At 68.2% G+C, this 14165-nt stretch carries 13 protein-coding genes; 6 read left to right on the top strand and 7 right to left on the bottom strand.

Annotated elements, in window-relative coordinates; translation table 11 throughout:
• A partial coding sequence (locus tag Q9S36_RS36450) for a hypothetical protein (protein WP_311289683.1) occupies positions 1-427 on the top strand: 427 nt, incomplete at its 5' end.
• Positions 428-500: 73 nt separating this feature from the next.
• On the opposite strand, the gene Q9S36_RS36445 is transcribed toward Q9S36_RS36450, so the two are convergent.
• Together Q9S36_RS36445 and Q9S36_RS36440 are read right to left on the bottom strand one after the other, a co-directional pair.
• Positions 501-1631 carry a hypothetical protein gene (locus tag Q9S36_RS36445; RefSeq protein ID WP_311289682.1) on the bottom strand — a complete coding sequence of 377 codons (1131 nt, stop codon included), beginning with the start codon at positions 1629-1631 and terminating at the stop codon, positions 501-503.
• 289 nt (positions 1632-1920) lie between these two features.
• Positions 1921-2403, bottom strand: coding sequence for a hypothetical protein (locus Q9S36_RS36440; RefSeq protein ID WP_311289681.1), 483 nt, complete (start codon positions 2401-2403; stop codon positions 1921-1923).
• A gap of 218 nt (positions 2404-2621) precedes the next feature.
• On the opposite strand from Q9S36_RS36440, the gene Q9S36_RS36435 reads away from it, so the two are divergent.
• Positions 2622-4508, top strand: coding sequence for a pentapeptide repeat-containing protein (locus Q9S36_RS36435; protein WP_311289680.1), 1887 nt, complete (start codon positions 2622-2624; stop codon positions 4506-4508).
• Positions 4509-4663: 155 nt separating this feature from the next.
• On the opposite strand, the gene Q9S36_RS36430 is transcribed toward Q9S36_RS36435, so the two are convergent.
• The 3 genes from Q9S36_RS36430 to Q9S36_RS36420 all read right to left on the bottom strand — a co-directional run bounded on the left by Q9S36_RS36430 (position 4664) and on the right by Q9S36_RS36420 (position 6721).
• Positions 4664-5947, bottom strand: a complete 1284-nt coding sequence (locus tag Q9S36_RS36430) for a DUF222 domain-containing protein (protein WP_311289679.1) — start codon at positions 5945-5947, stop codon at positions 4664-4666.
• Positions 5948-6049: 102 nt separating this feature from the next.
• A complete protein-coding gene (locus tag Q9S36_RS36425) occupies positions 6050-6250 on the bottom strand; it encodes a hypothetical protein (protein ID WP_311289678.1) in 201 nt (66 codons plus the stop codon).
• 180 nt (positions 6251-6430) lie between these two features.
• Positions 6431-6721, bottom strand: a complete 291-nt coding sequence (locus Q9S36_RS36420) for a DUF3099 domain-containing protein (RefSeq protein WP_311289677.1) — start codon at positions 6719-6721, stop codon at positions 6431-6433.
• Between the two features lie 129 nt (positions 6722-6850).
• On the opposite strand from Q9S36_RS36420, the gene Q9S36_RS36415 reads away from it, so the two are divergent.
• From Q9S36_RS36415 to Q9S36_RS36400, 4 genes are all read left to right on the top strand, one after another.
• A complete protein-coding gene (locus tag Q9S36_RS36415) occupies positions 6851-7063 on the top strand; it encodes a dodecin (protein ID WP_311289676.1) in 213 nt (70 codons plus the stop codon).
• A 37-nt stretch (positions 7064-7100) separates the two neighbouring features.
• Positions 7101-7832 carry a 3-oxoacyl-[acyl-carrier-protein] reductase gene (gene fabG / locus Q9S36_RS36410; protein ID WP_311289675.1) on the top strand — a complete coding sequence of 244 codons (732 nt, stop codon included), beginning with the start codon at positions 7101-7103 and terminating at the stop codon, positions 7830-7832.
• Between the two features lie 69 nt (positions 7833-7901).
• On the top strand, positions 7902-8672 hold the full coding sequence (gene fabI, locus Q9S36_RS36405; protein WP_311289674.1) for an enoyl-ACP reductase FabI: 771 nt from the start codon (positions 7902-7904) through the stop codon (positions 8670-8672).
• 43 nt (positions 8673-8715) lie between these two features.
• Positions 8716-10419, top strand: coding sequence for a Mur ligase family protein (locus Q9S36_RS36400; protein WP_311289673.1), 1704 nt, complete (start codon positions 8716-8718; stop codon positions 10417-10419).
• On the opposite strand, the gene cphA is transcribed toward Q9S36_RS36400, so the two are convergent.
• A complete protein-coding gene (gene cphA / locus Q9S36_RS36395) occupies positions 10395-13166 on the bottom strand; it encodes a cyanophycin synthetase (protein ID WP_311289672.1) in 2772 nt (923 codons plus the stop codon). The two genes, Q9S36_RS36400 and cphA, sit on opposite strands and share 25 nt — an antisense overlap.
• Entirely contained in the window at positions 13166-14143 is a 978-nt protein-coding gene (locus Q9S36_RS36390) for a cyanophycinase (protein WP_311289671.1), read from the bottom strand. The genes cphA and Q9S36_RS36390 overlap by 1 nt, the downstream gene beginning before the upstream one ends.
• Positions 14144-14165: the final 22 nt, after the last annotated feature.

Raw genomic sequence — 14165 nt, 5'->3', positions numbered from 1 at the left:
CGTCATTCGGTCGGAACCAGCCGGCTATTGGCTGGACCCTCGGCCCTACCTCGCGGTCCTGCTCAGCATTTGCGAGGAACTACCTCCGGGCACGCGGGCCTTCGCGGAATCGCCGGGGCATTACGATTTCAGCAGCACCGAGTGCATCAAGGACCTGCATCTTTTTGTCTGTGGAGCGGGGGGCCCGGACTTCGCTGTCACCGTGCGGTTCGCGGCCAACGAGTGGAAGCACGAGCGCGGCCTCGCGCTGACCTATCGGAACGTGATCACCCTGACACTCGACCCAGAGACAGAGTCCGTCGGATTACACGGATCCGTACCTCTCGGCGAGTTGCTTCCCAGCCGCTCGGGCTTCGAACACGAGGTCGCGCTCACCGAAGGAGTGCTTCGGGTAGCTGCAGAGGACCTAGACGCGGAGTGGGTCTGACCACCACCCCGCTGACCGCCAGATCCGGATGTTCGACCCACGCTGACACGCGGCGAAATGGGCTACAGCAGTCTCAGAACGTCCAATTGAGGAATCGAGAGATCGCGCCCTCAAGCGCAGCGATGACGATCGAGACGCCCACCATCGCTGCAAGTGCGGGACCAGCTGGGGCTTGATCGATGTCGGCCCAAGTCTCCTGGAGCGGCCACGACGCAACGATGTAGAGGCAGAGCGTGACGGTCCCACCGAAGGCAAGTCGCATCACAAGCGCACGAATGCTGCGCAGTTGCGGCATGGACCTGTGGAATCCGAGGACGAGTACTAGAAGCAGGAGACCAACGAAGGACGAGAAGGCGGTCCACGCTCCATTGCCCGTCGCAAGAGTGACTGCACCAGCACTTGCCGCAAAGACGAGAGCCGCACGATCGACACCGGCGAGGTGCTGATCTGCATCGTTCTGATTCACACGATTGACGTTAGCCTCGAAAAGTGCCCGCGCGTCGGTATCGGCCTGATTGGCAGATTCGCGGCGTGACGCACCGCCTTGGGTTGCCGTCATCTCTGATCGGGTCAATCTACCAAGGCCCCCGCGGTGCCACCATCGACCAAGCGAGTCGCGAAATTCGAACTCCACGTGGAACTGGCTTGGCAGGTCCTCTTCATCGATTTCGCCGAAGACTTCCACGCTCAGCATGGTCCCGGTGGGCATGCTCAGCTTCTCACTGACAGGTTCCGCACTCGGCTCCAGCACTTGGATCGAGAACGGAGCCTCCGCGAGCGATCCTCCGGTCTTGCGGTCGCGAATCCATCCTTGCAACTGATATACGGGCAAGTCTGATGCGTTGCGGAGAGTGACATCGAGGCCGGTGAACGCAACGACGCGACCAGTACTCACATTTCGTGCAACATGCACGACCGAGACCCACCCCGCAACCAGTCCGGCCTGGGCGGCGTCGCGCTCCGCAGCGAGCTCAGCAGCGCTGCGCTGCTGCATCCTGAGTTGCTGCCATGCAACCTGAGCCGCCTGAGCCGCAGCCGCCAACGCCGCGACCGTGGCAATCGCTGTGACCCAATCGGCCGTCGAGCCACTCGCAAGACCGAAGAGGATGTGCAATGTAATGGCCAGCCCGAGAAACATCAGGCCACCCATAACCCAATCGATCATAGAGGGGCGGGCTCGTGGGTCACCATCCTCGCTCTTCACGACTGCAAGGTACGTCATACGCTGGGCCGTCATCGGAGGCGGCTCCTAGCGCATCTTCGCCGTCTCGGGCACGGGCACGCTCCGCAGTGGGAACGCTGCAGACAAGGCGGGTTCGTTTCGTTGTACGACGCGACTCGCGTGCTGTGGCGCGCCGCGCTCGGCTGGCGGCGGAATGGGTCACGCCGATGTGTCACCGAATGGTGTAGCAGAACCTTCAGTTCGCTTGGAGGGTTGACGAGACCTCCGCAGCTCTCGCGAGTGCGGACGAGACGGTTCCAGTCGATCTGTTCTAGCTCGATTCCTGGTCCTCGACCGGCTCTAAGACCTCCAACATCCCAATGGCGCTTGCAGCTAGGTCGATTTGGCGAACGTCGTACCCGCCTTGGTTCTGAAGTTGCAAGTGGTCGCGTATGAGCTGATGTGCCGAGACGAAGGTGTCCGCACTCGCGGTCTTCATGCGGGCGTCTTGGTACTTGTTCCACAGCGACAGGAGTCCTACGCCGGCGGCGCTCACCGCGCCCGTTGCAGCCGTGATGGAGAACAGAATCTCGAACGGGGAGGCGTACCGGATAGAGTGGATTGTCTGGCGCTCAACGAGCGTCTGGCCGACCTTGCTTCGTCCCAGTTGGTCGTGCCTCATCTGCTCAGTGTTGACGACGCCTACCCAGACCAAAGCCTCGACGCGGGCCAGTAGATCGTGGACGTCCTCGAACGTGATCGCTCGGTCCCACTCAGGGAAGACCGCTCGGAACGTCATGTCGCCTTCAGCCATGCGCCCACCCTAGGGGACGTACGAGCCGTTCTCGCTCGGCGTCGGCACCCACGAAGGCACGTTGATTTCGAAGCTTTTGTTCTTGTCCGCGTAGGCCGGGTACAGGAGACGGAAGCGCCGTCGAGTCCTGCGACTTGAGGAGTGCGCCAGTCGGTCCGACACCGATCTCTATCAGCAGACCACTGCACCGAGGCGGGACGTGACCATAGGGTGGCGTCGTGAGGGGATTCATTCGCGAGCGTCGTCCTAACTACAGGGACGATTACTACGATTCGTATGACGAAGAGAGTTACGCGGCGCCCACCAGCCTGCGGATGGCGCGGTGGCTTGCGGTTGGCCTCGGCGTGACTGCGGGTTTAGTGGCTTGGATACTTGTGCAGAAAGCCCAGGATCTGGCACCCGTACTCTCGTTTTTCCGAGACCACTATCCGTGGGCACTGTTGCCGCTTACTTGGCTCGCTTTCCATCTTGTGGTCTGGGCCTACCTATCCATCGGCCAGTTCTTCGACCGGTTAAGCGATGCGCCGATCTACGTCGGGGCGGCCCTTGGCCTCGGGCTTGCAATAGGGGCCACCCTAGAATGGGACGGCCAGACCGATCTCCTCCGCGCTGGCAGAGACGCGCTTTCTGGCGGAATCTGGACTTTCGGAATTGTGGTGATAGTTGGATTTGGCACGATGGTTGTCCTGCGGCGTGCCGATTACACACACTTTGAAGTCGGCGACACCCTAGCGCCTCTAAGTTTCGCATTGCTGTTCCTCTTTTTGACACCTCTCATTTACGTGGCTGGCTATGCGGCTTGGGTCGAACTCCCGTGGGCGACTATCGTTAAGTGGTTGTCAGACGCCTCCCTTATCTTCTATGCCTTCGTGGCAATCCTCATATTGATCGCGATCCAAAGCCCTCAATGGCGTCGGTCGTGGGTACGACAAGCCGGGTTTCTCGCCGGAAGCGAGGCAGCAAGTCCCCTAAAGAATGGGATTCTGGCAGGCACCACGCTTGCGCTAGCGGTCAGCGCAGTTCTCTACCAACTTCCAGAGCTGTTGGTTGACCGGGCGGGACTAACTGCGGCCGAGTATGCCAATACGATCACGCAGGAGAGACGCACTCTTCTGGCGGTCATGGGCGCATTGGGTGCAGGCATCACTCTGGTGTACACGCACCTTCGGCACCAACTTGATAGAGATGCAAACGCCACTGGGCGATATACCGAAGCAGTCCAGCAGTTGGGTAGCGAATCCATGAGTATCCGCTTAGGCGGCATATACGCGCTGGCTAGGGTAGCGCGTGACTCTCCAGGCGACCGCCAGACCGTGACCGAGGTTCTGGCGGCATTCGTCCGCGACGGGACTCGGCTTGCCGCCACAGGGGTAGCACTCGATGTAATGGCCGCCCTCACTGAACTTGGGAAGGCGGTCGACCAACGGTCGGACTACGAGGGTGAGTGGGTCTCAGTAAATCTGCGATCAAGCAACTTCGCCGGCGGAAATCTCGAATCTTTCCAGTTCGCGGATGGCGTGGACATGAGTGAGTCCAATCTATCGGGATGCCTACTTCGCGCGACGTCTCTTCGCCAAGCAATTTTGGTGAATGCATCGCTCGAAAACGCCGACTTCAAGAGTGCCCATCTTTGGGAAAGCAACATGATGGACGTGCGGGGTGCCGGCGCCATATTCGACCACGCCGACTTGTCCTGGGCGCGTGCGCCCAGCGCAGATTTCAGCCAAGCGAGCTTCGAGAAGGCTGAGTTGACGGGCGTTGACCTGGAAGGTGCTGTGTTGCGCGGCGCGAATCTGACGGACGCTGATCTCCGAGGCGCAGACCTTAGGGGCGCGGACTTGACGGGGGCGTCGCTTTCTGGCGCGCGCTTAGAACATGCACTCCTGTACGGAGCGACCGTCGACAAGGGTGGCCTCAACGGCGCAAAAGGCATAAAGGAAGCAATCAGCGCGGACATACGGACCGACCTCAAGGCCCAGCAGCGATACGCCGAATGGCGTCGAGAATGGGAGCCGGCACGACCCGGCCATGGACGTAGCGCGAAATTGGAGTACGCGAAGAGCTACGACCCCAGCGAGCCCAGGCGCCCGTGGATGGATCACTAAGCGGGAGCTTGTGCAGACACTCTTCACCTGCAGAAGCCAGGAGACGTCAATGCCTCCAACCGAGGGGCCAGGCGCGAGCTCGGCAAGTGCTGGCGGCGTCATAGTGGGCGAATCGGGCGCCTCGACGGCGCCCGAGCGTTCTTCGAGCCACCCCTCTATCTGCGTCGGTGGAACCGGACGTCCCCGTCGGGCAACCGCTCGTTGCGGTGGGTCGGGTCGTGCACGCGGTGGTGATGGTGACTGCAGAGCAGGACGGCGTTGTGGAGGTCGGTGGCGCCGCCCTGCCACCAGGGGTGGAGGTGATGGGCCTCGCACCAGGTGCCCGGGACGTCGCAGCCCTCGGCTCGGCAGGTGCGGTCGCGGATGAGAAGGGCCTTGCGCTGAGAAGGCGTGAACAGCCGACGTGACCGGCCGAGGTCGAGGGGCACGCTGTCGCCGTCGAGGACGGCGGGCAGGATCTTCGCGGTGCACGCGAGCCTGCGGGCCTGACCGGCTGTGATCCGGTCGCCGGTCAGCTCGTCGCCGGGCACGAGGCCGGCCCCGATCAGGTCCGCCGCTGCGAGGTCTGCCTGAAGCGAAGCGACGGGGATCGTGACCACAACGGTGGTCGCGTCGCCTCCGTGGATCGGGAGGCGGTCGGGATCCATGGACTCGAGGAGCTGGACGAAGGCATGGCCGAGTCGCTGAGGGCGGGGGAGTCGGGAGAGCGGGTCACCGTCGCCGGAGGTGTCTGGCTCGCGGGCGACGCGCGGGCTGGCGTACGCCTCGAGGTACGTGGCGAACCTGGTGGCGGCGTGGTCGGGGAGGATGCCGGAGCACCGAGTGGTCCCGTCGCCGAGCCGCCGGAGGGTCAACCGGGTCTTGCGGGAGGCGTGGGCCTCGAGGTCGGCGAGCCGTGCGGCTTCGGCCTGCTCGGCGATCTCAGGTGCGACGACGTCGAGGATCCGTCGACCGATGCGGCCGAGCTCCTTCGGGCCGAACTCGGCCGCACGCTCGACGAGGTGCGCCTCCGCCGCGGCGACGGTCTCGGCGCCCACGCAGGCAGGCAGCGCCTCGAGCGCTCGGTGGATGACCTGTGCCTGCGTGAGCGTCGCCTCGCCCGCGCGCATCGCGGCGGCGAGCATCTGGCGATCGCGGTCCAGCGCCGCCGAGAGACGGAGGTCAGCGCGAGCGTCGGCGAAGCGGGTGCGGGTGACCTGCGCGAGCCATCCAGCGGCGTCACGTGCTGCTGTCGACTCGGCGAGGTCCCCTGCATCGCCGAGGATCCGCAGGCGCAGCTCGGCCAGCTGGGCATCGGCGCGCACCAGCTCGACGAGCGCGGCTGCCTTCTCGTCGACGGTCATGAACGTCGGGTTGGAGTCGGCGACGGACTTCAGCGACGCGCGGATGTCGGTCGCCGCGACGAGGATCGGGTGCTGAGACCTTGACGACTCGGGCATGCAGACCACGCTCCTGCTCGCCACCGACAACCAGTCGCGACCGCTGACGGGGCTGTGGAGATCTCCGTCTCCGGACCGCCTGTGGACGGTTCGCGGCCAGTCTCACCCCGCTGGGTGCGCGACGACCTCCTTGAGGAACCCGCGCGCGCCGAGGAAGTCCGAGAGGGACTCGCGGTGGTCGTCGCAGGCCAGCCAGGTCTTGCGCCGGTCGGGGGTGTGGATCTTGGGGTTGTTCCACAGCAGGTCCCACGCGGCGTCGGCCTGGCAGCCCTTGGCCGAGCAGATCTCGCGGTCGAGCTCCATCGGTGACCTCCGTGGGTGCGCAGGGGGAAAAGGGAAGTGCCGGACAGCCACGGGGGGAAGCTGTCCGGCACTTCGAAACGACCGCAGACGGGGGATGCTGCGGCCGTTGCCGGGATCATTGCACGGCCGATAGGTGAAGACCAAACTTTCGGCCAGCGACACGCGAAGAACGTGTTTTCCTCAGTCGTCGCCCTCGCCCGCCGTGAGTTCATGGGCGGGTGGCCCGTCCGGGAGCGTGAATCCGTCGTCGCGCTGGTCGCCGGCGTTCGCCATGATGACCGCGAACAGCGGCAGGAACACCGCGCAACCGACCAGCACCCACCGGAGCGCGCCGGGGCCGACCGCCACGGCGGCGACGAAGCACACCAGCCGGATGGTCATCGACAGCGCGTAGCGGCGCTGGCGAGACCTCATGTCCTCGGCCGCGCTGCTGCGAGCCGTGGTGATGCGTACGGCGTCGTGCTTAGCCATGCCCCCATCGTACGTCGCTAGGCTCGACGGCGGACGGCCGGCCGCCTTGGCCCCGGCCGCCCACGACCGCTGTCCGGCCGCGACCCGCGTCCGGTGCCGCAGCACCCGCCCCACGTCAAGGAGCACGCCATGACCAACCGCACCTACCGCGTCACCGAGATCGTCGGCACCTCCCCGGAGGGGATCGACCAGGCCGTCCGCAACGGCATCCAGCGCGCCGGCCAGACGCTGCGCCACATCGACTGGTTCGAGGTGACGCAGATCCGCGGCCAGGCCAAGGACGGCCAGGTCGAGCACTTCCAGGTCGGCATGAAGGTCGGCTTCCGCCTCGAGGACGAGTGATTCCTCCTACCCAGCGGTAATCACTAGCGTCGTGGGCGTGACCGAGACTCCCGGATCCAGTCCCGCCTCCCGCTCCGTCCTCGTGACCGGAGGCAACCGCGGCATCGGCCGCGCGATCGCCGAGGCGTTCCTCGAGCTCGGCGACAAGGTCGCCGTGACGACCCGCAACGGTGGCGCCCCCGACGGTGCGCTCGACGTGCGGTGCGACGTCACCGACCCCGCGGCCGTCGAGGCGGCGTTCGCCCAGGTCGAGGAGGCGCACGGCCCGGTCGAGGTGCTGGTGGCCAACGCGGGCATCACCAAGGACACGCTGCTGCTGCGGATGAGCGAGGACGACTGGTCCTCGGTCATCGACACCAACCTCACCGGCACCTTCCGGCTGGCCAAGCGCGCCGCCAAGGGCATGCTGCGGCAGCGACGCGGCCGGATCATCCTGATCTCCTCGGTGGTGGGCCTGCTCGGCTCCGCCGGACAGGTCAACTACGCCGCCTCCAAGTCCGGCCTGGTCGGCCTCGCGCGCTCCCTGGCCCGCGAGCTGGGCAGCCGCTCGATCACCACCAACGTCGTCGCGCCGGGATTCGTCGAGACCGACATGACCGAGGTGCTGACCGACGAGCAGAAGGCCGCCATCCGCACCCAGGTGCCGCTGGGCCGTTACGCCTCGCCCGCCGAGATCGCCTCGGCGGTCACCTGGCTCGCCTCCGACGGCGCCGCCTACGTCACCGGGGCCGTGATCCCGGTCGACGGCGGCCTCGGCATGGGCCACTGACCGACCCGACCCACCCCGACCCACCGCGACCCCACCGCGACCGCACGCGACAGCAAAGGACACACGCACATGGGAATCCTCGACGGCAAGCGCATCCTCGTCGCCGGCGTCACGATGGACAGCTCCATCGGCTTCGCCACCGCCCGCATCGCCCAGGAGCAGGGCGCGACCGTCCTGATCTCCAACTTCGGCCGCGCGCTCGGCATCACCAGGCGCATCGCCAAGCGCCTGCCGCAGGAGCCGCCGGTCCTCGAGCTGGACGTGACCGACGAGGACCACCTCGCCGGCCTCGCCGACCAGGTCCGCGAGCACGTCGACGGCCTCGACGGCGTCGTCCACTCCATCGCCTACGGCAACCCCGAGACGTTGCTCGGCGGCAAGTTCATGGACGGGCCGTGGGACGACGTGGCGCAGGCCGTGCAGGTGTCGGCGTACTCGCTGAAGTCGCTCGCCGTCGCGACGAAGCCGCTGCTCACGCGCGGGAGCTCCATCGTGGGGCTCACCTTCGACGCCACGACCGCGTGGCCGGCCTACGACTGGATGGGGGTCGCGAAGGCGGCGCTGGAGAACACCAGCCGGTACGTCGCCCGCGACCTCGGCCCGGAGGGCATCCGCTGCAACCTGGTGTCGGCCGGTCCCCTGAAGACGCTCGCGGCCAAGGCGATCCCCGGCTTCGAGGACCTCGAGTCGGCGTGGAAGGACCGTGCCCCGCTCGGCTGGGACGAGTCGGACCACACCCCGACCGCCCAGGCCGTGGTCGCGCTGCTCAGCGACTTCTTCCCGGCGACCACCGGCGAGATCGTCCACGTCGACGGCGGCTTCCACGCGATGGGTCTCTGACCGGGCCTGTGGGGGCGGGCCTGCGGTCCGCTAGTTTCCTGCGGTGACCTCCCTCGTCGAGCTCCGCATCCTCGAAGGCCCCAACCTCTACTTCCCGCGTGCCGCGGTGAAGCTCACGCTCGACGTCTCGACCATCACCGAGGCGAGCGACGAGGCGGTCCTGCGCTTCGCCCGCCGGATCGGGCTGCGCACGACGCGGCCCGGAGCGGCCGGGTCCGGCTTCCGGGCCCGCTTCGCGGTGCGGGCCGTCGAGCGGCTGGTGCGCGCGATCGCGAGCGAGGCGGGCACACGGCGGCTCGCGGTGCGCGTGCGCCCGACGTCCGACCCCGACGTGCTGGTCGTGGCCTTCCCGTGGCGCAACCGCGGACGTGCGCGCGCACTCGGCGAGGCCGTCGCCCACGCGCTCGACGCGCTGCCGACCCCGGACCTCGACGCGGCAGTGAGCGCGGCGGCCGCGGAGGTCGCCGACGCCGAGTGGGGAGAGCGACCCACCACCATCACTCCCGGCATTCCCGTCGTGGCGGTCACCGGCACGAACGGCAAGACCACCACCAGCCGGATGATCGCCCACATCGCGCGCACGAGTGGCCTGGTCGTCGGGTGGTCCAACACCGATGGCATCTACCGCGACGGCGTCCTGGTGGAGGCGGGCGACTACTCCGGCCCGTCGGGCGCGAGTCGCGCGCTGGGGCTCGAGGGCGTCCAGTTCGCGGTCACCGAGACCGCGCGCGGCGGGATCCTGCTCAAGGGCATCGGCATCACCCGCAACGACGTCTCGGTGGTGACCAACGTGACCGCCGACCACCTCGGCCTCCAGGGCATCGACACCGTCGACCAGCTCGCCGAGGTGAAGTCCGTCGTCCCGCGGATCACCCGCAAGGACGGCTGGGCGGTGCTCAACGGCGACGACCCGCGGGTCCTCGCCATGCGCGCCGTGATCTCTGCCCAGCCCTGGATCTTCAGCCGCGACCCGGACTCGCCGGCCGTCCGGGAGGTGCTCACCGACGGCGGCCGCGCGACGACGGTGATCGACGGCTGGGTCACCGTGCTCGCGCCGGGCACCGACCCCGACCCGCTGGTCGAGCTGGTCGACGTCCCGATGACGCTCGCCGGCCTCTCACGCTTCAACATCGAGAACGCCCTGGCCGCGGCGTCCGCCGCGCTCGCGATCGGCCTGCCGAGGGCGGACGTCGTCGCCGGGCTGACGTCGTTCCGGCCCGACCCCGAGCACAACCCCGGGCGGATGAACTTCTTCTCGCTGCCCGGCGAGGTGTCCGTCGTCATGGACCTCGCCCACAACGAGGCGGGCCTCGAGGCGCTGCTGGAGATCATGGCGGGCGTACGCCGCCCCGGTGCCCGGCTGCTCCTCGGCCTCGGCGCCGTCGGCGACCGCACCGACGAGCTGATCGACGCGCTCGGCGAGATCGGCGCGAAGGGCAGCGACGTGGTGGCGATCGGCCACAAGGCGCACTACCTGCGCGGGCGCACCATGGACGAGATCGACATCCTGCTCCGGGCAGGGGCGGCGCGCGTGAAGGTCACGGACATCGACACCTACCCGACCGAGGTCGAGTGCCTCGCCGCCCTCGTCGAGCGGGCGCGGCCCGGCGACGTGGTCGGGCTGATGTGCCACGCCGAGCGGGAGCAGGCCTACGACTGGATCGCCGCCCACCGCGGCACGGCCGACACGCCCGAGGTCCTCTCCGCGAAGGTCAGGGCGGCTCAGGAGTCCACGGGCGGGGAGTAGTCGGGGTCGGCCGACGGCGCGTCGGGGTTGGCGACGGAGCCGGCCTGGGCGTCGCCGGACCAGCTCTCCAGCTCGGCCATCACCTCGGCGTGCTTGTCGACGCAGACCACGACCAGGTCACCGCGGTTGGCCCGGCTCATCGCGTGGCGGACGGCGTCGATCTCCTCGAGCACCAGCTCCGCCTGCTTGCAGCGCGCACCCTCCGACATCGCGGCGCGCACCCCCTCGAGCACGAGGCCGGCGGTCTCGCCCCGCTCGCGGCCGCGCAGCGCGACGTCCTCGCGGACGATGCAGACGTCGAAGTGCTGGGCCGCGATGTGCCCTAGCTCGCGCATGTCCTGGTCGCGGCGGTCGCCGGCCGTGGCGATGATGCCGATGCGCGACGGGCGGGCCAGGTCGTGCGAGGACGCGATCGAGTCGCCGACGCGGTCCACGAAGTCGCCGAGCATCTTCATGCCGGGCGCGTTGTGGCAGTAGTCGACGATCACGTTGACGCCGTTGACCTCGACCTCGTTGAGGCGGCCGGGGGAGAGGTAGTAGTTGGTCGAGAACGTGCGCAGCCCCTGGCGGATGTCGTGCAGGGGCGCACCGGCGGCGAAGGCGGCGGCGGCCGCGGCCAGCGCGTTCTGGACGTTCATCCGCGCCCGGCCGCTGAAGGTCGCCGGCAGCAGGTGGGTCCAGGCGAGCTGCATCTCCCGGCGGCCGTGCTGCACGACCATCATCTCGCCGCGGTCGCTGGGGTTGAGCACGATCGCCTTGCCGCCGCGACGGCAGTGCGCGTCGATCATGTCGCGGGTCTCGCTCCCCGGCTCCTCCATGGAGAACCACACGACCTGCCCGGAGCACCGCCGGCGCATCTCGCGCACCAGCGGGTCGTCGGCGTTGAGCACGGCGTGACCGTCGCGCGGCACCGCCTCCACGATCACGGCCTTCACGTCGGCGAGCTGCTCCACGGTGTCGATGCCGCGCATGCCGAGGTGGTCGGGCTGCACGTTGAGCACGACCGCGACGTCGTTGCGCTCGTAGCCGAGGCCCTCGCGCAGGATGCCGCCGCGCGCGACCTCGAACACGGCGAAGTCGACCCTGGGGTTCTGCAGGACCATCCGCGCCGAGCGTGGTCCCGACGCGTCGGCCCGGATGACCAGGCGCTCGTCGATGACCACGCCGTCGGTGGACGTCATGCCGACCTTGCGGCCCATGCCCTTGAAGATGTGGCTGATCATCCGGCTGGTGGTCGTCTTGCCGTTGGTGCCGGTCACGGCCACGATCGGGATCCGCGACGTCGCGCCGGGCGGGAAGAGCATGTCGACCACCGGCTTGGCGATGAACTGCGGCTCGCCGATGGTCGGGTGGGTGTGCATCCGGAAGCCCGGCGCGGCGTTGACCTCGCAGATCGCGCCCCCGGCCTCGCGCACCGGCTGGGTGATGTCGGGGCAGATGAAGTCGATGCCGGCGATGTCGAGGCCGACCATCCGCGCGGCCTCCTCGGCGATCTCGACGTTCTCCGGGTGCGCCTCGAAGGTGCGGTCGATCGAGATGCCGCCGGTCGACATGTTGCCGGTGAGCGCCAGCTTGACCATCTCGCCCTCGGCCGGGACCGAGTCGAGGGTGTGGCCCTGGTCGGCGAGCACCTCGATGGCGGCGTCGTCGACCTTGATCCGGGTGAGCACCTTCTCGTGGCCGACGCCGCGACGCGGGTCGGCGTTGGTGAGGTCCACGAGCTGCTGGATGGTCGACGTCCCGTCGCCGGTGACCGACGCGGGCACGCGCTCGGCGATCGCGACCATCCGGCCGTCGATGATCAGGCAGCGGTAGTCCTTGCCGGTGACGAACGACTCGACGATGACGTTGCCGCGGCGCGACTGTCCGTGGGCGATGGGGAAGGCAGCGCGTACGTCGTCCTCGTCCTGCAGGTCGAGGCACACGCCCCGGCCGTGGTTGCCGTCGAGCGGCTTGAGCACGACGGGGTAGCCGATCCGGCGTGCCGCCGCGACGGCCTGGTCCTCGCTGCGCACCGACTCCTGCTTGGGCACCGGCAGGCCGGCCGCCCCGAGCAGCTTGGTGGTGAGGTCCTTGTCGGACGCGATGTCGACGGCGATCGACGACGTCTCGGACGTCATGGTGGCGCGGATGCGCTTGGCGTGGACGCCCTGCCCGAGCTGGACCAGGGAGTACTGGTTGAGCCGGATCCACGGGATGTCGCGCGAGACCGCTTCGTCGACGATCGCCTGCGTGGACGGCCCGAACGCCGTCCGCTCGGCCCGCCGGATGAAGTCGTCGCGCTCGGCCTCCCAGTCGAAGTCGGGGTCGCCCTCGACGAGGTGGTTGACGAGGCGGACCGCGAGCCGGCCCGCGGTGAGGCCGACGTTCTCGTCGATGTAGCCGTAGATGATGTTGTAGCGCCCCACCTGGCCCTTGACCTGGCGGGTCTTGCCGCGCCGGATGTCGTGGCCGACGAGCTGCTGCAGCGCCAGCGCGACGTGCTCGGCGACGTGCCCGAGCCAGGTGCCCTCGTTGAGCCGCTCGAGAAAGCCGCCGCGGCGCCCGCGCGAGCACGAGTGCTCGCGCAGGCCGGGCAGCATGGCGACGAGGTCGTCGGAGAAGCCCGGGATGGTGTTGGAGGGGAACTGCTCGAGCGACCCGAGGTCGACCACCAGGTGGATCGACTTGTCGTAGGACCACACGTTGGGCCCGCGGTAGACGCGGGTGTCGACGATCTGCAGGTCCGGCGTGGGCCGTTCGCTCATCAGTGGTCTCCCTGGGTCGGGTCGGGGGTCTGGGGCGAGCGCGTACGTCGCAGCTTGAGCCGGCGCTTGATCGCCTCGGGGGTCGCGTCGGCTGCGGCGATGTCGCGGGCGAGCTGGCGCAGGTCGCGGCTCGCCTCGGCGAGCTCGACCGCCTCCTCGGGATCGACGGCGGGCTCCTGCGGCACCAGCGCGCGGGTCGTGAGGTTGAAGGCCGCGCCCTCAGGGAGCACGTGGAACACCACCCCGCTGGCCAGCAGCGGGCTGGAGCGCTTGGCCTCGTAGGCGTTGGAGACCATCCGCGCGCCGTCGAAGACCGTCACCGCGCCCTTGCCGATCACCCGCATGACGGAGTCGCCGTCGACCACCTCGACGAGCCCGCAGGTGTCCTCGTCGACGCCGATGCCCAGCAGCTGCGGGCTCTGGGCGACGATCATCAGCAGGCGGCCGTAGCGGTTGCGCTGGTCGAAGTGCTGGTCGATCACCGTGGTGTCGACCAGACCGAGCCCGGCGGCCACCTGGGTCATCCGCTGCTTGGGGGTCGAGCCGCCCACGCCGAAGGCGACCATGTGCGAGGACTGGATGCTCGCACCGGCCGAGGTCCCGGCGACGACGGCGCCACGCTGGTGGGCGCGCAGGATCGCCTCACCCACCGGCGTGCCGCACACGACGGACGACAGCTTGAGCTGGTTGCCGCCGGTCATGAAGATGCCCGTCGCGTCGTCGAGCGCCTTGACGAGGGCGGGGTCGTGGGCCTGGTCGCGCGTCTCGGGACGTACGGCGTCGACGCTGGCCGCCCCGAACTTCGTGAACAGCGCGTCGTAGACGTCGACGACCTCGCGCCCGAGCGAGGAGGCCGTCGGGATGACGGCGATCCGTGCGTCCCGGCCACCGCTGAGGGCGACGAAGTGCTTGAGGATGGTCGGCTTGCGCACCTTGTCCTCGGCACCACCGATGATCATGAGTGGTCCGTTGGGCATGACAGGCAGGCTAGCGGCTGGA

The organism is Microbacterium sp. ARD31 (genome assembly GCF_031844425.1).
The sequence above is the reverse complement of the archived record's forward strand: the minus strand, read 5'-3'. Positions and strand labels throughout refer to the sequence as shown.

Coding starts and splice junctions, on each gene's coding strand:
- Q9S36_RS36440 (WP_311289681.1), bottom strand. CDS start 2,403: ATGGCTGAAGGCGACATGACGTTCCGAGCGGTCTTCCCTGAGTGGGAC.
- Q9S36_RS36430 (WP_311289679.1), bottom strand. CDS start 5,947: ATGCCCGAGTCGTCAAGGTCTCAGCACCCGATCCTCGTCGCGGCGACC.
- Q9S36_RS36425 (WP_311289678.1), bottom strand. CDS start 6,250: ATGGAGCTCGACCGCGAGATCTGCTCGGCCAAGGGCTGCCAGGCCGAC.
- Q9S36_RS36420 (WP_311289677.1), bottom strand. CDS start 6,721: ATGGCTAAGCACGACGCCGTACGCATCACCACGGCTCGCAGCAGCGCG.
- Q9S36_RS36390 (WP_311289671.1), bottom strand. CDS start 14,143: ATGCCCAACGGACCACTCATGATCATCGGTGGTGCCGAGGACAAGGTG.
- Q9S36_RS36415 (WP_311289676.1), top strand. CDS start 6,851: ATGACCAACCGCACCTACCGCGTCACCGAGATCGTCGGCACCTCCCCG.
- cphA (WP_311289672.1), bottom strand. CDS start 13,166: ATGAGCGAACGGCCCACGCCGGACCTGCAGATCGTCGACACCCGCGTC.
- fabI (WP_311289674.1), top strand. CDS start 7,902: ATGGGAATCCTCGACGGCAAGCGCATCCTCGTCGCCGGCGTCACGATG.